Raw genomic sequence first — 19,056 nt, 5'->3', positions numbered from 1 at the left:
TATGAATAAAAAATATAAAAATTTTGGAAATTTATATATAGTATCTACGCCAATAGGAAATATAAAAGATATTACATATAGATCTATAGAAATATTAAAAAATGTAAATATAATAGCAGCAGAAAACATAAAACATACAAGAAAATTATTAAATGTTTATAAAATAAAATCTAATATAATTTCTTTAAATAAAAACAATGAAAATAAAAAAAGTAAAAAAATATTTTCAGAATTATTAAAAAAAAAAGATATTGCAATAGTTTCAAATGCTGGAACTCCATTGATAAATGATCCAGGAAATATAATAGTAAAAATGTGTCATAAAAAAGATATAAAAATAACTCCTATACCAGGAGCATGTTCTGCTATATCCGCAATTGTTAGTTCTGGCATAGATTCTAAAAGTTTTTGTTATGAAGGTTTTATACCAAAAAAAAAAAAACAAATAAAAAAAATGTGTAAAAAATTGTCTATAGAAAAAAGAACTATAATTTTATTTGAAACTTCTAAAAGAATAATAAAATCTTTAAAAATTATGAAAAAATTTTTTGGTAAAAATAGAACTATTACATTTTCAAAAGAAATAACAAAATTTTGGGAAACTATAAAAAAAACAAAATTAGAAAAATTAATAAAATGGTTAGAATTTGATAAAAAAAGACAAAAAGGAGAAATTGTTTTAATAATAAAAGGTCAAAATAATAAAAAAAAAAAAATAAAAGAAAAAATATTAAAAACATTTAAAATTTTAAAAAAAAAACTAAGTACAAACTTATCTATAAAAATAACTTCTAAAATACATAATTTAAAAAAAAATTTTTTATATAAATATATTTTAAAAAAAAAAATGACATAAACAAATATATATAATATATTTATATAGTTGAAGTTAGACATACAGTCGCTTTTTTAATAAAAATATTATAAAAATTTTATTATATTTTTATATGAAAAGAGGAAAGTCCGGACTCTACACGGGTTAAAGCGCCAGGTAACTCCTGGAAAGTGAAAACTTATGAATAGTGCAACAGAAAAAAAACCTCCAAAAAATAAAATTTTTGGAAAGGGTGAAAAGGTGTGGTAAGAGCACACCGCATAAATTGGTAACAAATTATGGCAATGTAAACTCCGCTTAGAGCAAGACCAAACAAGACTAAAAATAACCCGTTAAAATAATAAGTCTGGGTAGGTTGCATGAATTAATAAGTAATTATTAATCTAGATGAATGACTGTTTAATACAGAATCCGGCTTATAGTCTAACTTCAACAAAAAATTAATAAAATTATTTTTATTTTATAAATTTTTATAATTTTTATAAAAAAATATTTAATAATATATTACAAAATATTATTTTTTTATTATTCAAAAATATTTTTTTATAAAAAGAAAATGATATATAATATATTATATAATTAATATTATATTTTTTATAAATATAAAATATTATATAATTTTTTAAAAATATGAACATAAAAAAAATATCATCAGGAAAAAATCCTCCACATGACATTTTTGCTATAATAGAAATATCATCTAATTCTAGTCCAGTAAAATATGAAATAAATAAAAATTGTGGAAATATATTTGTAGATAGATTTATTCCTGTAGCTATGTTTTATCCATATAACTATGGATATATAAATAATACTTTATCAGAAGATGGAGATTGTTTAGATACTTTAGTTATAACTCCTTATCCTATAATATCTAAATCTGTAATAAGATGTATTCCAATAGGAATGCTAAAAATGATAGATGAATCAGGAAAAGATAATAAAATAATAAGTATACCAAATAAAAAAATTACTGAAGAATATAAAAATATATTAGATATAAATGATTTAAAAAGTAATATTAAAAAAAAAATACAAAATTTTTTTTATAACTATAAAAAACTAGAAAAAAATAAATGGATAAAAATAATTGGCTGGGGTAATAAAAAAGAAGCTAAAGAAGAAATATTAAAGTCTATCAAAAATTATAAAAATTCAAAATAATAAAATATTATATTATAAAATATTTAAAAATAAAAAAAATTAGGATGAAAAATGTCAAAAATATGTAAAATTACAAAAAAAAAAACTATATTTGGTAACAAAAGATCTCATGCTATGAACTCAAATAGAAGAAAATTTAAACCAAATATACATAATCATAAATTTTGGGTACCAAGTATAAATAAATTTATAAAAATAAAAATAAGTACTAAAGGAATAAGACTAATAAATAAAAAAGGAATAGAAAAAATATTTAAAAATTACTTTTAAAAAATATATTTTTTTGAGGAAAATATGGCTAAAAAATCTAGAAAAAAAATAAAATTGTTATCAACTTCAAAAAATGGACACTTTTATACTACTAGTAAAAATAAAATAAATAATCCTGAAAAATTAAAATTAAAAAAATATGATCCAATACTAAAAAAACATGTATGGTATAAAGAATGTAACATAAAATAAAATTTTTTAAAAATAAATTTATTAAACGAATTGAAAATATAAAAAACATAAAATAAATCAATTCGTTTAATTTTAAAAATATATTATTTTAAAATATGCAAAAATAAATTTAATAAAAAATTAAATTTTGTTTTAAATTATTTATTTTTTCAAATGAACTTCTTAAAAAAAGTACAAAATTGTTTATATTAATTGATATATAAAAATAAAAAATTAATAAACTTACTAATAAAAGAACAGGTAAAAAAATTGAAAAAACAGAAAGTTGAGGTATTGTTCTATTTAATATAGCCATCATAATATTTAATGACAAAATAAGTATTATTATTGGTAAAATAATTAAAATTCCATTATAAAAAAAATCAGAAAAAAAAGAAAATATTAAAAAAAAAATATTTTTAGAAAAATTTAAATTTTCAATTGGAATTAATAAAAAACTATTAAATATAGTATAAATTATCCAATAATGACCATTAATAGATAAAAAAGTCATTAAAAGAAATATTTTTATAAAATAAGAAAATATTGAAGAATTCCATTTTTGTGAAATATCAAAAATAGTAGAAAATGAAAGACCTATTTGAGAACTAAGTATTTCACCAATTACAATAGATATAGAAAAAACTGATTGTATTATAAATCCAAAAAAAAATCCTACAAATATTTGTTTTAATAAAATTAAAAATCCATAATTAGTAAATAAATTTATATCATTTTCTATTTTATAAAAATTTATATATAAAAAACTTAAAAATATTGAAAATAATATTTTTATTCTTTTATTTAAAAATTTTTCTCCAAAAATAGGCACCATAATTAATATTGGTAATATTCTACAAAATGGAAAAATTAATTTATTAAAAATATTAAAAATTTCATAAAAATTAAAATTTATCATGCATTTATAATAATAGGTAAAATTTTAAATAAATCTTTAATGTAATTTATTATAGTATTTAACATCCAAGGACCTAATAATACTAATATACTTAATATAGAAAATATTTTTGGTACAAAAGACAAAGTTTGTTCATTAATTTGAGTAGCAGATTGTAATATACTAATTATTAAACCTATTAACAATACAACAATTAATAATGGCATAGATAATATTAAAATCATTTTTATTGATTCACCTAATAAACTATCTACAGTTTCTAAAGTCATATTTTTTACCTAATATTTTAAAATTTAAATAAAATTTAAAAATAAAAACTTTTTACTAAAGAACTAATTAATAAATTCCATCCATCTGACAATACAAAAAGTATTAATTTAAATGGTAAAGATATGCTAGACGGTGGAACCATCATCATACCTAATGCCATTAAAACACTAGATATAATTAAATCTATTACTATAAATGGTATAAATATTATAAAACCTATTTGAAAAGCTATTTTTAATTCATTAGAAACAAAAGCAGGTATTACTACATACATAGGTATGTCATATTTATTATCAAATTTAACTATTTTTTCTCTAGATAATTTTAAAAAAAAAGATATATCTGATTCTTTAATTTGACTCAACATAAATTTTTTAAATGGAAACACAGCTCTATTTATAGCTATTTCAGAACTAATTTTTTTATTAATAAATGGCAAATAAGAATCTTTATAAATTAAGTTAAATACAGGAGACATTATAAAAAAAGTAATAAATAAACTCAATCCAATTAATATTTGATTTGGAGGAGAATAAGTCATTCCTAAAGCATTTCTTAATAAACTCAAAACAATTATAATTCTAGTAAAACTAGTCATTAAAAGAATTATAGCAGGTAAAAAACTTAAAGAACTCATTATTATTAAAATATCTAAAGGAATAGAAAGATCACTTCCTTTATTAAAAAATAAATTATTTATTGAATCTAAATTCATTGTATATACAGAAGTAGAAAGTAATGAAAACAAAAATAATAAAATTTTACTATATTTCATTATAATTTCCAAAATATTTAGTTATTTAAAAAATTTTAATATATTTTAATAATTATAATATTAAAAAAAATATTATTATTATAAAAAATAAAAATATAATTAAAAAATTATTTTAAATTATTAATATTGTTTATTATATTTACAATTCTTATTCCATATTTATTTTTTATAACTACTATTTCACCTTTTGCTATTAAACAACCATTTGCTAATATATCTAAAGGTTCTCCTGCTAATTGATTCAATTGTATTATTGATCCATTTCTTATAGATAATAATTTTTTTGTTTTTATATTTGTACTTCCTAATCTAACAGAAATTTTAATTTTTATATCTCCTATACAATTTATTTTTTCATTAAAAATATCTTTTTCTAAATTTTCTTTATAAGAATTATCTGAAAATACTTTATTATCATTTTCTTTTTTATATAATTTTTGTTCATTTTCTGAAAAATATTTTTTAAATTTTTCTAGTTCATTGTTCATTTTATCACCTGAATTTATATATTTTAAATATGTCATTTTTTTTATTACAATAGAATTATTATTTTTAAAAGCTATATTTTTTCCTAAGAAAAATAATTTTTTTCCTACAAAAACATAAACATCATTTGGATTGTTTATCTCAATAATATAATTATATTTTAATTTATATAATTTCGATAAACTAATAAAAAAATTTTGTAAAAAAACAGACATTATGAATTTTATATCATTCAACATATAAAAATTTTTTTTTAAATTATTATTATCACATATTTTGTTAGATTTTTTAATAATAATTTTATTTATATATTTTATAAAACTAAGTGGCAAACATATATTAAAAGTATTATAATCTTTATTTTTAGTAAAAACTTTAAAAAATATTATTGCTGAAAAATTTTTTAAAGAAAAAAAATTTTCATTATGTATAGAAAAAATTTTTTCAAATTTATATGAAAATATATCTAAATTTAATTTTTTTTTTAAAATTTTTGATAAACTATTAATTAATATATTTTTTATATTATTACTAATAAAATTTTGACTATAAGAAACATTATAAAACATCTTTTTATTTAAAAAATTAGTTTTACCTCCAAAAAAAAGTTCTAATATATATAATACGAAATTGTTAGAATATATAAAAAAACCAAAATCTTTTATAGAAGATATTTTAAAACAATTTAAACTTATCAAAGAACTAATATTTTTAAAATACTTTTTATATGTTTGTATTTTTATATCTTCAACATATATTTTAATTTTATAATGTAACATATTAGATAATTTTTTTTCTAAAATTTTAGAAAAATTTTTAAATAAAATTTCTAATAAAAACTTTTCTTTTAAATATATATTATTTAAATTAGCATATAAAATATTAAAAAAATTAAAATCGTTATTAACAAAGTTTTTTATATTTTTTTTTTTATTACATGAAAAATTATCAAACTTTTCTAAAACTTTATTAACATGTATAAAATTACCAAAATATTTATTCATAAAATTTCCTTATATAATAAAAAATTATAAAACTATAAAAATAAAAAATTAATAATAAAATATTAGATTTTTATTTATTAAAAAAAAAGTTTGCATTAACTCTTCATTATTAAAATCAATTATACAAATATCTTTATTATATTCTTTATTTATTAAATATAATTTAAAAAATTTTAATATATTTATTTTTCTTTTATTTTTTAAAATATTTTTTAAAAACATTTTTTTTTTAATATTAATTTCAAAAATATTTTTTTCTTTTTGAAATATTTGATTGCTAAGAATATTTAAAAAATTATTAAAATTTTTTATTTCTACAGAATTTATTCCTATAAAAATCTTTTCATTATTTTTTTTTAAATATATTTTTTTATATCTTTTTAATAATTTTAAATTTAATTCATTATTTTTTTTATAATTTAATAAATTTAAAAAATTTTTATAAACTTTTTTCATTTTTATTTTTTCTAAAGAAATTAATAATTTAATTAACTTAACTCTATTATTCATAAAAAATTCCAAAATATTATTTTATTAATTCATTTAATTTTTTATAAGATTCATTAAAATTACATATAATGTCTTTATCTTGTTTTAAAAATTTTTCTATTTTAGGCCATAATTTTATTGCAGTATCCAAAACTTTATCATTTCCTTTTACATAAGCTCCTAAACTTATTAAATCTTTATTTTTTCTATATATAGATATTAATTTTTTTAAATAAATAGCTTTATTATAATGATCTTTTCCTACTAAATTTGACATAACTCTACTTATAGAAGTTTCCATATTAATAGCTGGATAATGACCAGAATTAGAATAACTTTTAGAAAGCATTATATGTCCATCTAAAATAGATTTAGCTAAATCAGAAATAGGATCTAAATTTTTATTGTTTTCTATTAGAACAGTATATAATCCAGTTATAGAACAATTATCATTTTCATTATTACCTGATCTTTCTATAAAAAATGGTAATTTAGAAAAAATTGAAGTAGGATATCCTCTCATAACAGGAATTTCTCCCATAGAAATAGATATTTCTCTTTCAGCCATAGCATATCGTGTTAAAGAATCTAATATAAAAAGTACATGATTACCTTTTTTTCTAAAATATTCAGCTACGCTTATTGCATATAAAGCTCCTTGTACTTTTAATAATGGAGAATTGTTAGCGGGAGCAACTATAACTACAGATTTTGAAAAATTATTTGCACTTTTTATATTTTCTACAAATTCTAATATTTCTCTGCTCCTTTCTCCTATTAAACCTATCACAAACACATCTGATTTAGAATTTTTTGATATCATACTTAATAAAACACTTTTTCCAACACCAGAACTAGCAAATAATCCTATTCTTTGACCTCTACCTATAGTAAGAGAAGAATTTATTGCTCTTATTCCAGTATCTAATATTTGATTTATAGGTTTTTTTTTTAAAGGATTAATTTTTTTGTAAGAAGTAGATATAAAATTATTACAATTTAAATTTTTTAAATTATCTATAGAATTTCCATAACTATCCACAACTCTTCCTAACAATTTTTTTCCTACAGGAAGCATCTTTCCTATATTATTACCATTTTTATCAATTTTTTGAAAAACTCTTAAACCTGGAGATATTCCTTTAGAATCTTCAAACAACATAACAAAAATATTTCTATTTTTAAATCCAGTTACTTCAGCTTCAACAAAAAATTTTTTTTTATTATAAATTACTTCTATAATACAAATTTCTCCAACAGATAAACTTATACCAGAAACTTCTATAAGTAAACCAACAAAACTTATTACATATCCATATTTTGTAGCTATTGGAAATTTATGCATTTTATTATATAATAAATTTATATTTTTTAACCAATTTTTTAAATTTTGATTCATTAATTTTTCTCTAACAAAAAAATTCTATATAAACTATTCCAGTTGTCTACATTAGTAAAATTAACATTAATTTCAGGAGAAACAATTTCACATTCTCCTTTAGAAATATTATTATCTTTTACTAAAACCCAATTTTTAAAATTTAAAAAGTTTACAATTTCTTTTTTAAATATTTTTGAATCTTTTGGATTTATTTTAAAAGTTAAATTATTTAAAAAAATGCATTCTTTACATAAATATTTTTTAACATTTTTTATTAATTTTCTAGTTCCATTGTTATTAAAAATTTTATTATTATCTTTAATAATATTAAAAAATATCTTTACGATTTTAATAGATACATAAGAGTCTATAGACTTAATAGATTTTTGCAAACTTAAAAATAAATTTTTTATTTTTTTTATTTCTATTTTTTTTTTTTTTCTATAAAAATTATTTTTTTTTAATTCTATTCTATGTCCTATTTTTTTTCCTTCTAAAAATCCTTTATTATAAATTTCTTCTTCTAATAATTTTTTATTTTCTATAATTTTTTTATTATTAAAATTACTATTATTTTTTTTTAAAATATTATTATCATTTTTAGAAAAAGAATTTGGTTTCCACTTTTTTATATAAAATGATTTATACATAAATTTTCTCTATATCTTCTAACATTAATATATTTTTTTCTAATAAAATTTTTACAATTTTTAAAATATCTTTTCTACTACTTTTTATTTCTTCATAAGAAATTTTAAAATTACTATTTTTTATCATTTTAAAAAAATAATATAATTGTTTTTTAGACATGTTTGCTAAAATTTTATTTTTAAATTTTTCTTCTAAATTTTCTATAGAAATATATAAAATTTTTTTATTAACATATTTTAATAAAATATATATATGACAATCACTCATTTTAAATATATCTTTAAAAGAAAACATTTCACAAATAATTTTTTTTCTAACATTATAATTATTTTTAAAACAATTTTTTAATATAAAAATTTTTTCTTTTTTAGAAAATAAATTAAAAATGTTAATTGCTTTGTCTAAATTATTTTTTTCTAATATTTTTTTTTTTTTAAATAAAAAATTAATTATTTTAAAAAATTCATTCTTAGAAAATTCACTAAGTTTGCTAGTTTCAAACATTCTTTTAATAATTTCATATCTACACTTTTTTTCAAAAAAAGATAATATCTTAAAAGATTTTTTTTTATTTAAATATTTTAAAAACACAGAAATTATCTGAGGATGTTCTTTTTTAAAAATTAGATAACAATTTTTAGCATTAATTGAATTTGCTTTTTTTACATTTTTCAAAAAAGTTGATTTATTATTAATACTATCAATTAAAAATAAACTATCTTCTTTATTAAAAGATTTATTAACTATAGATTTTAAATAACTATTAAAATATTTTTTTTTATTAAAAAATAAATTTTTATAATATTCTTTATAAGATTTTATAGATATGTCTATATTTTTTTTAGATAATATAGAAGTATCCGACAATTTTAATATTATTTTTCTTTTCTCATCTACATTAAAATACTTTAATATTTTTATACTTTTTTTTATTCCTAAAAAAAATAATAAACATGCACTTTTTGTATAACCATCAATACTATTATTCATTTTTTATTTATCCAATTTCGAATAATTTTTGCTATAAATAAAGATTTTCTTTCAAAAATATTTTTATTTTCTTTATTTTGTTTAGTAACTACTAATGCATTAGAAAATGTTTTTTCTTTAGATTTTTCTTTAACAATTTTTTTATTTATATATTTTTTATCATTTACATCTTTATCATTTACATCTTTATTATTTACATCTTTATCATTTACATCTTTATTATTTACATCTTTATCATTTACATCTTTATCATTTACATCTTTATTATTTACATCTTTATTATTTACATCTTTATCATTTACATCTTTATTATTTACATCTTTATTATTTACATCTTTATTATTTACATCTTTATTATTTACATCTTTATTATTTACATCTTTATTATTTACTACACTTTTTTTCAAAAAAAGATAATATCTTAAAAGATTTTTTTTTATTTAAATATTTTAAAAACACAGAAATTATCTGAGGATGTTCTTTTTTAAAAATTAGATAACAATTTTTAGCATTAATTGAATTTGCTTTTTTTACATTTTTCAAAAAAGTTGATTTATTATTAATACTATCAATTAAAAATAAACTATCTTCTTTATTAAAAGATTTATTAACTATAGATTTTAAATAACTATTAAAATATTTTTTTTTATTAAAAAATAAATTTTTATAATATTCTTTATAAGATTTTATAGATATGTCTATATTTTTTTTAGATAATATAGAAGTATCCGACAATTTTAATATTATTTTTCTTTTCTCATCTACATTAAAATACTTTAATATTTTTATACTTTTTTTTATTCCTAAAAAAAATAATAAACATGCACTTTTTGTATAACCATCAATACTATTATTCATTTTTTATTTATCCAATTTCGAATAATTTTTGCTATAAATAAAGATTTTCTTTCAAAAATATTTTTATTTTCTTTATTTTGTTTAGTAACTACTAATGCATTAGAAAATGTTTTTTCTTTAGATTTTTCTTTAACAATTTTTTTATTTATATATTTTTTATCATTTACATCTTTATCATTTACATCTTTATTATTTACATCTTTATCATTTACATCTTTATTATTTACATCTTTATCATTTACATCTTTATCATTTACATCTTTATTATTTACATCTTTATTATTTACATCTTTATCATTTACATCTTTATTATTTACATCTTTATTATTTACATCTTTATTATTTACATCTTTATTATTTACATCTTTATTATTTACATCTTTATTATTTACATCTTTATTATTTACATCTTTATTATTTATTTTTATATTTTTATTATTGTTTTTATTTCTTCGAAATATATAAAAAAATATTTTTTTTAATAAAAATTCATAAAAAAATATAAATAATATAATAGTTAATAAAATAAATAAAAAATTGTCAAAAAAAATGTCTGAATAATTTTTTTCTACAAGTATATTTTTTTCTTTTTTTATTTCAGGATTGTGAAAAAATAATGAATTTACTAAATCTACCGTATCACCTCTTTCTTCAGAAAATCCTATTGAATTTTTTACTAAACATTTTATTTTTTCAATATCATTTATATTTAATGGTATAAATTTCCCGTTAGAATCTTTTATATAATTTATTACAATACCTACTGAAATTTTTTTTAAGTTTCCTACATTCATTTTAGTATTTATAATGTTATGATCTAATTCATAATTAGTAGTATTATCATAATTAGAAACATAATCACCATTGTTCAAAAAATTTTTATTATCTTTATCATTAATTATATTTTTTTTAGAATTAATATCTTGTTTAGACATATTAGAATTTAAATTATTTTTTATATCTTTGTCATCTTTTTTTTTTAAATAATTTTCTTTTATATTAACATTTTTATTTTCACTATGAAATTCTTTACTATAAACACTTTGATTAGATCTAATAGATTTATCAAAAATATTTGAATTAGGTTTATAATGCTCTTCTACTTTTTCTTTTTTATCAAAATCTACTTGTGCTGTTACCTGAGCATGTATATTATTTATACCAAATAATGGAATTAAAATTTCTTCAATTTTTTTTTTATATTTTTGCTCTATATCATTTATATAAATTAATTTACTATTTCCATATATATCTATATCTGATAATTTATTCAAAAAATTTCCATATTGATCTACTATAGTTATATTTTTATATTTTAAACCAGATACACTTGTAGATACTAAATGTAAAATTGCATCTATTTTATTTGAATCTAAATATTTTCCAAACTTTAATGTTAACAAAATTGATGCAGAAGAATCTATATCATTATTTATAAAAATTGATTTAGAATTAATTACTAAATGAACAGAAGCATTTTTTATAGAATCTATTTTCATTATAGTTTTTGATAATTCTCCTTCTAATGCTCTTTGATAATTTATTCTTTCATGAAATTGACTTTCTCCAAATTTCTCTTTATCTAATATTTCAAAACCATTTATATTTTCTTTAGGAATTCCCTTTTCAGATAAATTCATTCTAACTTGATAAATTAAATTTCTAGGTATTTTAATTTTATTGTCAGAACTATAAATTTTATAAGGAATATTCATACTAGACAATTCTAAAATAATCGAATTTTTATCTTCATTAGATAAATTATTATATAATGTACAATAATTATTTGATCTATATAAAAAAAAAATAGAAAATACTGATGTTAAAAATAATGATACTAAAATTAAAAACACAATAATATTTTTTTTTATAATATTAAAAAAAATTTTAAAAAAATTATTTTTTTCTATTTTTTTTTCAAACGATAATTTTTCATTCATAAAAATTTTCTCATGTTATAAAAAATAAGATATATCTATTAAAATATTTTAAAATAAAATATAATATAATGAAAATTAAATTTAATTTAATTAAATATTTAAAAAAATATGATTATAAATAAGCATAATATTATAACAAAATTTAATGAATTAAGTAATAAAATAAACATCAAAAAAAATAAACCTAAAAATAATTTTTATAAATTTTTTAATTCTAAAATTGAAAAAATAAATAAATTTAAAGAAATAGAAAATTATAAAATAGAAAAATTATTTAAAAATAATAAAACACAAAAAAAATCTGTTAGTGATGTAATGTTAGATTTAGAAAAATCTTCATTATATCTAGAAATTGCTTTAAGAGTAAAAAATAAAATAATGTCTGCATATCAAGAAATTATGAATATGCAAATATAAAAATAAAAATATAAAAAATAATATTACATGAAAATTAAGTAATAAATTTCATGTAATATTAATAAAAAATTTATAAAATAAAAAATATTATTAAATATTATATAAAAGAACTCTTTAAAAACAAAATACATTTTTTTAAATTATATAAAATTCTTTTTTTACCAATTAAATAAATAATTTTGCTAATACTAGGAGTATTAAATTTTCCAGTAAAAGTTACTCTTAATATATCAATTACATTTTTTAAATCAAAATTGTTTTTATCTGACATAAAAACAATTTTTTTCCATATTTTTGAAGAATTCCATAAATCTATATCTTTAAAATTATAATAAGAAACTTTAAATATTATTAAAATATATTTATTAGAAAAATTTATTAAAAGAATATTTTTTAAATTTAAAAATTTATCATATAAATAATTAGAAGAAATAACTATTTCTCTTAATGAAGAGCATCTATATTTAAAAATATTAAAAACTTTTTCAATATTAGGACCATTTTTAATATTTATATTTTCTTTTTTAAAATAATATTTTAATAATAAAATTATTTTTTTAATATCAATTATATTATTTATATAATATTTATTTAAATATAATAATCTTTTAATATTAAATATACTAGAAGACTTACTTATTTTATTTAAAGAAAAAAAATTTTTCATTTCAGATATACTAAATATTTCTTTATTTCCATGAGACCATCCTAATCTTACTAAATAATTTAATATTGCTTCTGGCAAAAATCCTTCCCTAAAATATTTCATAATATTAATATTACTATTTTTTTTAGAAATTTTATTTTTATTTTTATCTAAAATTATAGGCAAATGTGCATATATAGGAACATTAGCATTTAAAGAACAAAATATATTTATTTGTTTAGGAGTGTTACTTATATGATCTTCACCTCTAATAACATGAGTTATTTTCATATCTAAATCATCTGCAACAACACAAAAATTGTAAGTAGGACTTCCATCTCTTCTTTGAATAATAAAATCATCTAATTCACTATTATTAAATTTTATTATACCTCTTATTTTATCATGAAATTCTACATATCCTGATTTAGGATTTTTAAATCTTATTACAAAAGATTTTTTATTAAAAAAAATGTTATTTTCTAAATTTCTGCATGTTCCATCATATTTAGGTTTTTTTTTTTTTAAAATTTGATAAAATCTTTTATTTTTTAAAATATCTTCAGAACAATAACATTTATATGCAATTTTTTTTTCTAACATTAAATTTATTATTTTTTTATAAAAATTAAATCTTTTGCTTTGAAAATATATTTTTTCATCCCAATTTAATCCTAACCAATTCATTACTTCTAAAATATTTTTTACTGATTTTAAATTATTTCTAAGAACATCAGTATCTTCTATTCTCAAAATAAATTTTCCTTTATTTTTTTTTGCAAATAACCAAGAAAACAAAGCTGTTCTAACATTACCAAAATGTAAATTTCCTGTTGGGCTAGGAGCAAATCTAGTTTTTATTTTCATAATATTTTTCTTAAATATATATTTTATAAATTATTTTTTTTAAATAAAAAGTTTAAAAACATAAACAAAAATATTGACTAGTTAATATTAAAAATATTATACTAACTAAGTTATTATTTGTTTTAATAGGTGATTAACTCAGTTGGTAGAGTACCTCCTTTACACGGAGGAAGTCGTCGGTTCAAACCCGACATCACCTAAAATTTATTATTATTTTTTATTTTTTAAATATATGGGTTGTTAGCTCAGTTGGTAGAGCAGTTGACTTTTAATCAATTGGTCGCAGGTTCAAATCCTGCACAGCCCAAAAAAAAATATTTAAATAAAAAATTTAAAAAATAATTTTTATTGTTTTAGAAAGTTCTAAAACATATTTTACATTATTATTAATAATAAAAAAATTATATATATTTTTAGATATTACTATTCCTATATTTACTATCTTATTAAAATTATTATTTCTTATACAACATAAAAATTCTTCTATAGAATTAAATTTTTTAGAAATGTTTTTAGATACAGATATTCCTATTTCTGGAATTCCTAATGCATATAAAAAATTATAAAAATATATGTTTTTAATTTTTTTTAATTTATTAAAAATATTTACAAAAGTTTTTTTTTTAAAATGTTTTATACTAAATAATTTTTTTTTACTTAATTTAAACATATCTAATGGAGTATTTATCATTTTTTTATTAATTAACATCTCAATAGTTTTTGGGCCAATTCCTATAACATTAAATCCATTTTTAGAAAAAAAATGTAATATTAATTTTTTCTTTTGAGAATTGCAAAATACACCATTCATACATACATACAATTTTTTGTTTTTATTTAAAACTAAATTAGATTTACAACAAGGACATATTTTAGGAAAAAATATTTTTTTTAAATTTTTACAATTTTTGTTGTAAATCACTTTAACAATTTTAGGTATTACATTTCCTGATCTTTTTACTAATACATAAGATCCTATATTTATTTTTAATTTTTTTATATTATCTTTATTATATAAAGATACATTTTTTACTATAACTCCAGAAAAATTTATAGGAAACAATTTAGCTACAGGAGTTATTATTCCAGTCCTTCCTACTTTAAAATTTATATTTAATATTTTTGTTAATATATTTTTTGTATTAAATTTAATTGCTATAGCCCACTTAGGAAATTTATTAGTATATCCAATTTTTTTTTGTAAATTTATTGAATCTAATTTTATAACTATACCATCTATATCAAAATCAATTTTGTTTTTCATTAATAAACTTCTTTTAAAAAAACTAATAACATTACATTTTTTTTTACAAAAATTATTATATTTACTTATATTAAATCCAAAAGATCTCAATTTATTTAACATAAAATAATGACTTTTAAAATAATTGTTTGGATGTACAAAACCAACACCATATACAATAAAAAATAGTTTTTCATTAAATATATAAGATTTTTTTTTTCTTCTTAAAATACCAGAAACAATATTTCTAGTATTTGAAAAAGATTTCTTAAAATTATTATGTAAATTTTTGTTTAAATTTAAAAAATCAGATTTTAATATAAAAACTTCACCTCTAACCTCTAGAACTTTTGGAACATTTTTTCCTAATAATTTTTTAGGTAAATTTTTTATTACACTTATATTACTAGTTACGTTTTCTCCTGAATATCCATTTCCTCTAGTAAGAGCATGTACTAATAATTTATCTTTATATAATACATTAAGAGCAACACCATCAATTTTAAGTTCGCAACAAAATTTTAAATTATCGTTATTAATTTTTTTTTTGATAAAATTATAAAAATTATAAAAATTACTTATTTTATAAACACTTTCTAATGAAAGCATAGGCAATATATGATTTCGCAACTTAAATTCTTCAGAAAAATTATTTCCTATTTGTTTCGTAGGAGAAATATCAGAATCATATTCTGAAAATTTTTTTTCTAATTTTAATAATTTTTTTAATAAAATATCATATTCATAATCAGAAACTAAAGAAACATTTAACACGTTATAAAAATATTCATATAATTTTATTTTTTTTCTTAAATTCTTAATTATATTTTCAATATATTTCATAATTTTATAAATTTTTAATTTTATAAATAGTTTAAAAACTTAATTATATATATATTATTTAAAATAAACATTTTTAATTTTTTTAGTTATTAAAATATATAAAAATATTTATATAAATTTTTAAAGGCTTACATTTTTATTTAAAATCATGTTATTTTAAAATTAAAATATTTGTTTTCTATAAAAATATAATAAATAAAATTATAAAAATATTTTTAAAATTAATGAGAAAAAAAATGTTAACAAAAGAAATAAAAATTAAATTAAAAAATGGACTTCATATAAGACCAGCTTCATTATTTGTAAAAGAAGCAAAAAAATTTGTTTCTAATATAAAAATAACATTAGGAAAAAATACTGTTAATGCAAAAAGTTTATTTAAAATACAAACATTAGAACTATCATATGGAAAAAAAATAAAAATAACAGCAGAAGGAAAAGATGAAGAAAAGGCAATATATCATTTAAAAAAATTTATATCAAACTTAAAATAAAAAAATTAAAAAAAATATATAATACAATTTAAATTTTAAGGGAAAATTATGATTTCAGGAATTATAGTTTCAAAAGGAATAGCATTAGGAAAATCGCTATTAATAAATTTAGAAAATAAAAAAATTAAAAAAGAAAAAATTTCAAAAAAAAAAATAAATTTAGAAATAAAAAAATTTCTAAAATCTATAAAAAAATCAATTAATCAAATAAAAAAAATTAAAAAATATACAGAAAAAAAATTAGGAAAAAGTAAATCAGAAATTTTTGAAGGACACATAATGATATTAAAGGATGATGAATTATCAAAAGATATAATAAATTTGATAAATAAAAGAAATACAGCAGAAATTTCTACAAAAAAAGTAATTAAAAAACAAATAAAAGAAATGAAGAAAATAAAAAACAAATATTTGAAAAATAGAATAATTGATATAAAAGACATAGGAAAAAGAATAATAAACAATATTTTAAATATTAATATAAAAAATTTAAGTAAAATAAATAAAAAAGTAATTTTAATATGTAAAGATTTAACACCTTCTGAAACTTCTCAAATAAATAAAAAAAACATATTAGGTTTTATTACAGAGTTAGGAGGAGAAACATCTCATACTTCTATAATAGCAAAATCTCTTGGAATACCAGCAATAGTTGGAGTAAAAAATATTACAAAAAAAGTAAAAAATAAAGATTTTATAATATTAGATAGTATAAATAATGAAATTCATATAAATCCTGAAAAAAAAACAATAATATCAAAAAAAAAAATAAATAAAAAATTTTTAAAAAACAAAAAAAAATTAGAAATTTTTAAAAACTTAAAAGCTACTACTTTAGATGGAAAAGAAATAAAAATAGGAGCTAATATAAATAAAATAAATGACATTAATATAGCAAAAAAAAATGGTGCACAATCTATAGGACTTTATAGAACAGAATTTTTATATATGAGTAAAAATAAACTTCCTACAGAAGAAGAACAATTTATTATTTATAAAAAAATTGTAGAGAAGATGAAAAATAAAGAAGTAATAATAAGAACATTAGATATAGGAGGTGATAAAAACTGTAAATATTTAAATTTACCTAAAGAAGAAAATCCATTTTTAGGATATAGAGCTATAAGAATATATTATAAAAAAATAAATATAATTAGAACACAATTAAGAGCAATATTAAGAGCATCTAATTTTGGAAAATTAAAAATAATGTTTCCTATGATAATATCATTAAAAGAAATATATTTTTTAAAAAAAGAAATAGAAAAAGTTAAAAAAAAATTAAAAAAAGATAATATTCCTTTTAATAAAAATATAAAAATAGGAATAATGATAGAAACTCCTGCTGCAGCTTTAATATCCAATGATTTATCTAAAGAAGTAGATTTCTTTAGTATAGGAAGTAATGATTTAACTCAATATACATTAGCCGTTGATAGAGGAAATGATTTAGTTTCTCATTTATATAATCAAATGCATCCATCTGTAATAAAATTAATAAAAATAGTTGTAAAAGCATCTCACAAAAATGGAAAATGGACAGGAATATGTGGTGAATTAGCTAGTAATCCTTTAGCTACAAAACTTTTAGTTAAAATTGGTATAGACGAATTTAGTGTTAATTCTCCAGAAATACCTAATATTAAAAAAATAATTAGAGAAAGTTATTTTAAAGAAAAAAAATAAAATATTTTAAATTATTAAAAAAAAATTTAAAATATATATTAAAATAAACATTTTAGGAGAAACTAATGGGTATTTTTTCTAATATTTTTGGAAATAAAAAAAATTGTGAAAATAAAGAAATAGAAATTTTTGCTCCACTATCTGGAGAAATAATTGATATTGAAAAAGTACCAGACATAGTTTTTTCAGACAAAATTGTTGGAGATGGTATCGCAATACAACCTACAGGTAATAGTATTGTTTCCCCAGTAAATGGAAAAATAAGTAAAATATTTAATACTTTACATGCTTTTTCAATAAAATCTGACGAAGGAATAGAATTATTTGTACATTTTGGAATAGATACTATAAAACTAAAAGGAAAAGGATTTGAAAAATTTGCTAATGAAAATCAAAATGTAAAAATAGGAGATTTAATTATAACTTTTGATTTGCCAATGTTAAAAAAAAACGCAAAATCTGTTATTACTCCAGTTGTTATATCAAATATGGAAAAAATAAAAAAAATAAAAAAAATGTCAGGAAAAATTACTTCAGGAAAAACTATAATAATGATTGTCGAAAATTAGAAAAACGGCACTAAAAGTGCCGTTTTGAATAATAAAAAATATAAAAAAAAATAAAAAAATATTTCATTAAATATAATTTAATATAAAT

At 16.6% G+C, this 19,056-nt stretch carries 21 protein-coding genes, 2 tRNA genes and 1 other RNA gene; 11 read left to right on the top strand and 13 right to left on the bottom strand.

Annotated elements, in window-relative coordinates; all coding sequences use genetic code 11:
• Nucleotide 1 precedes the first annotated feature (1 nt).
• The 5 genes from rsmI to rpmG all read left to right on the top strand — a co-directional run bounded on the left by rsmI (nucleotide 2) and on the right by rpmG (nucleotide 2,461).
• Nucleotides 2-856, top strand: a complete 855-nt coding sequence (gene rsmI, locus RJK19_RS00350) for a 16S rRNA (cytidine(1402)-2'-O)-methyltransferase (protein WP_343184097.1) — start codon at nucleotides 2-4, stop codon at nucleotides 854-856.
• 29 nt (nucleotides 857-885) lie between these two features.
• An RNA gene (gene rnpB, locus RJK19_RS00345) (RNase P RNA component class A) lies at nucleotides 886-1,270 on the top strand.
• 195 nt (nucleotides 1,271-1,465) lie between these two features.
• On the top strand, nucleotides 1,466-1,999 hold the full coding sequence (ppa, locus tag RJK19_RS00340; RefSeq protein ID WP_343184096.1) for an inorganic diphosphatase: 534 nt from the start codon (nucleotides 1,466-1,468) through the stop codon (nucleotides 1,997-1,999).
• Between the two features lie 51 nt (nucleotides 2,000-2,050).
• Nucleotides 2,051-2,269, top strand: a complete 219-nt coding sequence (rpmB, locus tag RJK19_RS00335; RefSeq protein ID WP_343184095.1) for a 50S ribosomal protein L28 — start codon at nucleotides 2,051-2,053, stop codon at nucleotides 2,267-2,269.
• Nucleotides 2,270-2,293: 24 nt separating this feature from the next.
• On the top strand, nucleotides 2,294-2,461 hold the full coding sequence (gene rpmG, locus RJK19_RS00330) for a 50S ribosomal protein L33 (protein WP_343184094.1): 168 nt from the start codon (nucleotides 2,294-2,296) through the stop codon (nucleotides 2,459-2,461).
• A gap of 109 nt (nucleotides 2,462-2,570) precedes the next feature.
• Here the strand turns inward: rpmG and RJK19_RS00325 are convergent, their stop codons facing one another.
• The 11 genes from RJK19_RS00325 to fliF all read right to left on the bottom strand — a co-directional run bounded on the left by RJK19_RS00325 (nucleotide 2,571) and on the right by fliF (nucleotide 12,203).
• On the bottom strand, nucleotides 2,571-3,359 hold the full coding sequence (locus tag RJK19_RS00325; protein WP_343184093.1) for a flagellar biosynthetic protein FliR: 789 nt from the start codon (nucleotides 3,357-3,359) through the stop codon (nucleotides 2,571-2,573).
• The gene (gene fliQ / locus RJK19_RS00320; RefSeq protein ID WP_343184092.1) at nucleotides 3,356-3,628 is read right to left on the bottom strand and encodes a flagellar biosynthesis protein FliQ; all 273 of its coding nucleotides are present in this window, start codon (nucleotides 3,626-3,628) and stop codon (nucleotides 3,356-3,358) included. Before fliQ ends, RJK19_RS00325 begins: the two co-directional genes overlap by 4 nt.
• A gap of 35 nt (nucleotides 3,629-3,663) precedes the next feature.
• Nucleotides 3,664-4,404, bottom strand: coding sequence for a flagellar type III secretion system pore protein FliP (fliP, locus tag RJK19_RS00315; protein ID WP_343184091.1), 741 nt, complete (start codon nucleotides 4,402-4,404; stop codon nucleotides 3,664-3,666).
• A gap of 107 nt (nucleotides 4,405-4,511) precedes the next feature.
• Nucleotides 4,512-5,894 carry a flagellar motor switch protein FliN gene (gene fliN / locus RJK19_RS00310; protein ID WP_343184090.1) on the bottom strand — a complete coding sequence of 461 codons (1,383 nt, stop codon included), beginning with the start codon at nucleotides 5,892-5,894 and terminating at the stop codon, nucleotides 4,512-4,514.
• A gap of 48 nt (nucleotides 5,895-5,942) precedes the next feature.
• On the bottom strand, nucleotides 5,943-6,404 hold the full coding sequence (locus RJK19_RS00305; RefSeq protein ID WP_343184089.1) for a hypothetical protein: 462 nt from the start codon (nucleotides 6,402-6,404) through the stop codon (nucleotides 5,943-5,945).
• A 16-nt stretch (nucleotides 6,405-6,420) separates the two neighbouring features.
• Nucleotides 6,421-7,782, bottom strand: coding sequence for a FliI/YscN family ATPase (locus RJK19_RS00300; RefSeq protein ID WP_343184088.1), 1,362 nt, complete (start codon nucleotides 7,780-7,782; stop codon nucleotides 6,421-6,423).
• Nucleotides 7,782-8,414 (bottom strand): FliH/SctL family protein, encoded by a 633-nt coding sequence (locus RJK19_RS00295; protein WP_343184087.1) that lies wholly within the window; start codon nucleotides 8,412-8,414, stop codon nucleotides 7,782-7,784. Before RJK19_RS00295 ends, RJK19_RS00300 begins: the two co-directional genes overlap by 1 nt.
• Nucleotides 8,407-9,405, bottom strand: coding sequence for a FliG C-terminal domain-containing protein (locus RJK19_RS00290; RefSeq protein ID WP_343184086.1), 999 nt, complete (start codon nucleotides 9,403-9,405; stop codon nucleotides 8,407-8,409). Before RJK19_RS00290 ends, RJK19_RS00295 begins: the two co-directional genes overlap by 8 nt.
• Nucleotides 9,402-9,812 (bottom strand): hypothetical protein, encoded by a 411-nt coding sequence (locus RJK19_RS00285; RefSeq protein WP_343184085.1) that lies wholly within the window; start codon nucleotides 9,810-9,812, stop codon nucleotides 9,402-9,404. Before RJK19_RS00285 ends, RJK19_RS00290 begins: the two co-directional genes overlap by 4 nt.
• Nucleotides 9,790-10,263, bottom strand: a complete 474-nt coding sequence (locus tag RJK19_RS00280; protein WP_343184084.1) for a hypothetical protein — start codon at nucleotides 10,261-10,263, stop codon at nucleotides 9,790-9,792. The genes RJK19_RS00285 and RJK19_RS00280 overlap by 23 nt, the downstream gene beginning before the upstream one ends.
• Entirely contained in the window at nucleotides 10,260-12,203 is a 1,944-nt protein-coding gene (fliF, locus tag RJK19_RS00275) for a flagellar basal-body MS-ring/collar protein FliF (protein ID WP_343184083.1), read from the bottom strand. Before fliF ends, RJK19_RS00280 begins: the two co-directional genes overlap by 4 nt.
• A 108-nt stretch (nucleotides 12,204-12,311) precedes the next feature.
• Here fliF and fliE point away from each other — a divergent pair, with 108 nt between their 5' ends.
• Nucleotides 12,312-12,620 carry a flagellar hook-basal body complex protein FliE gene (fliE, locus tag RJK19_RS00270; protein WP_343184082.1) on the top strand — a complete coding sequence of 103 codons (309 nt, stop codon included), beginning with the start codon at nucleotides 12,312-12,314 and terminating at the stop codon, nucleotides 12,618-12,620.
• A 97-nt stretch (nucleotides 12,621-12,717) separates the two neighbouring features.
• Here the strand turns inward: fliE and gltX are convergent, their stop codons facing one another.
• Nucleotides 12,718-14,133, bottom strand: coding sequence for a glutamate--tRNA ligase (gene gltX, locus RJK19_RS00265; RefSeq protein WP_343184081.1), 1,416 nt, complete (start codon nucleotides 14,131-14,133; stop codon nucleotides 12,718-12,720).
• A 127-nt stretch (nucleotides 14,134-14,260) separates the two neighbouring features.
• Here gltX and RJK19_RS00260 point away from each other — a divergent pair.
• Nucleotides 14,261-14,333, top strand: a tRNA-Val gene (locus RJK19_RS00260).
• Nucleotides 14,334-14,367: 34 nt separating this feature from the next.
• Nucleotides 14,368-14,440: transfer RNA gene (locus RJK19_RS00255), tRNA-Lys, on the top strand.
• Between the two features lie 24 nt (nucleotides 14,441-14,464).
• Here the strand turns inward: RJK19_RS00255 and ligA are convergent.
• Complete coding sequence (gene ligA / locus RJK19_RS00250; RefSeq protein ID WP_343184080.1) at nucleotides 14,465-16,219, bottom strand: NAD-dependent DNA ligase LigA; 1,755 nt, start codon at nucleotides 16,217-16,219, stop codon at nucleotides 14,465-14,467.
• A gap of 236 nt (nucleotides 16,220-16,455) precedes the next feature.
• Here ligA and RJK19_RS00245 point away from each other — a divergent pair, with 236 nt between their 5' ends.
• From RJK19_RS00245 to crr, 3 genes are all read left to right on the top strand, one after another.
• Entirely contained in the window at nucleotides 16,456-16,713 is a 258-nt protein-coding gene (locus RJK19_RS00245) for an HPr family phosphocarrier protein (RefSeq protein ID WP_343184079.1), read from the top strand.
• Between the two features lie 48 nt (nucleotides 16,714-16,761).
• Nucleotides 16,762-18,399: a phosphoenolpyruvate--protein phosphotransferase gene (gene ptsP, locus RJK19_RS00240; protein WP_343184078.1), complete on the top strand. Its 1,638-nt coding sequence runs from the start codon at nucleotides 16,762-16,764 to the stop codon at nucleotides 18,397-18,399.
• A gap of 65 nt (nucleotides 18,400-18,464) precedes the next feature.
• Nucleotides 18,465-18,968 carry a PTS glucose transporter subunit IIA gene (gene crr, locus RJK19_RS00235; protein WP_343184077.1) on the top strand — a complete coding sequence of 168 codons (504 nt, stop codon included), beginning with the start codon at nucleotides 18,465-18,467 and terminating at the stop codon, nucleotides 18,966-18,968.
• The last annotated feature ends 88 nt before the right edge of the window (nucleotides 18,969-19,056 follow it).

It is taken from the genome of Buchnera aphidicola (Ceratovacuna keduensis) (assembly GCF_039372665.1).
Lineage (GTDB): Bacteria > Pseudomonadota > Gammaproteobacteria > Enterobacterales > Enterobacteriaceae > Buchnera_G > Buchnera_G aphidicola_D.
This window is presented reverse-complemented; position numbering and strand designations above follow the sequence as displayed.

What these genes read in the sequence shown, in the direction of transcription:
- rsmI (WP_343184097.1), top strand. Translation starts at nt 2, where the DNA reads ATGAATAAAAAATATAAAAATTTTGGAAATTTATATATAGTATCTACG.
- ppa (WP_343184096.1), top strand. Translation starts at nt 1,466, where the DNA reads ATGAACATAAAAAAAATATCATCAGGAAAAAATCCTCCACATGACATT.
- rpmB (WP_343184095.1), top strand. Translation starts at nt 2,051, where the DNA reads ATGTCAAAAATATGTAAAATTACAAAAAAAAAAACTATATTTGGTAAC.
- rpmG (WP_343184094.1), top strand. Translation starts at nt 2,294, where the DNA reads ATGGCTAAAAAATCTAGAAAAAAAATAAAATTGTTATCAACTTCAAAA.
- RJK19_RS00325 (WP_343184093.1), bottom strand. Translation starts at nt 3,359, where the DNA reads ATGATAAATTTTAATTTTTATGAAATTTTTAATATTTTTAATAAATTA.
- fliQ (WP_343184092.1), bottom strand. Translation starts at nt 3,628, where the DNA reads ATGACTTTAGAAACTGTAGATAGTTTATTAGGTGAATCAATAAAAATG.
- fliP (WP_343184091.1), bottom strand. Translation starts at nt 4,404, where the DNA reads ATGAAATATAGTAAAATTTTATTATTTTTGTTTTCATTACTTTCTACT.
- fliN (WP_343184090.1), bottom strand. Translation starts at nt 5,894, where the DNA reads ATGAATAAATATTTTGGTAATTTTATACATGTTAATAAAGTTTTAGAA.
- RJK19_RS00305 (WP_343184089.1), bottom strand. Translation starts at nt 6,404, where the DNA reads ATGAATAATAGAGTTAAGTTAATTAAATTATTAATTTCTTTAGAAAAA.
- RJK19_RS00300 (WP_343184088.1), bottom strand. Translation starts at nt 7,782, where the DNA reads ATGAATCAAAATTTAAAAAATTGGTTAAAAAATATAAATTTATTATAT.
- RJK19_RS00295 (WP_343184087.1), bottom strand. Translation starts at nt 8,414, where the DNA reads ATGTATAAATCATTTTATATAAAAAAGTGGAAACCAAATTCTTTTTCT.
- RJK19_RS00290 (WP_343184086.1), bottom strand. Translation starts at nt 9,405, where the DNA reads ATGAATAATAGTATTGATGGTTATACAAAAAGTGCATGTTTATTATTT.
- RJK19_RS00280 (WP_343184084.1), bottom strand. Translation starts at nt 10,263, where the DNA reads ATGAATAATAGTATTGATGGTTATACAAAAAGTGCATGTTTATTATTT.
- fliF (WP_343184083.1), bottom strand. Translation starts at nt 12,203, where the DNA reads ATGAATGAAAAATTATCGTTTGAAAAAAAAATAGAAAAAAATAATTTT.
- fliE (WP_343184082.1), top strand. Translation starts at nt 12,312, where the DNA reads ATGATTATAAATAAGCATAATATTATAACAAAATTTAATGAATTAAGT.
- gltX (WP_343184081.1), bottom strand. Translation starts at nt 14,133, where the DNA reads ATGAAAATAAAAACTAGATTTGCTCCTAGCCCAACAGGAAATTTACAT.
- ligA (WP_343184080.1), bottom strand. Translation starts at nt 16,219, where the DNA reads ATGAAATATATTGAAAATATAATTAAGAATTTAAGAAAAAAAATAAAA.
- RJK19_RS00245 (WP_343184079.1), top strand. Translation starts at nt 16,456, where the DNA reads ATGTTAACAAAAGAAATAAAAATTAAATTAAAAAATGGACTTCATATA.
- ptsP (WP_343184078.1), top strand. Translation starts at nt 16,762, where the DNA reads ATGATTTCAGGAATTATAGTTTCAAAAGGAATAGCATTAGGAAAATCG.
- crr (WP_343184077.1), top strand. Translation starts at nt 18,465, where the DNA reads ATGGGTATTTTTTCTAATATTTTTGGAAATAAAAAAAATTGTGAAAAT.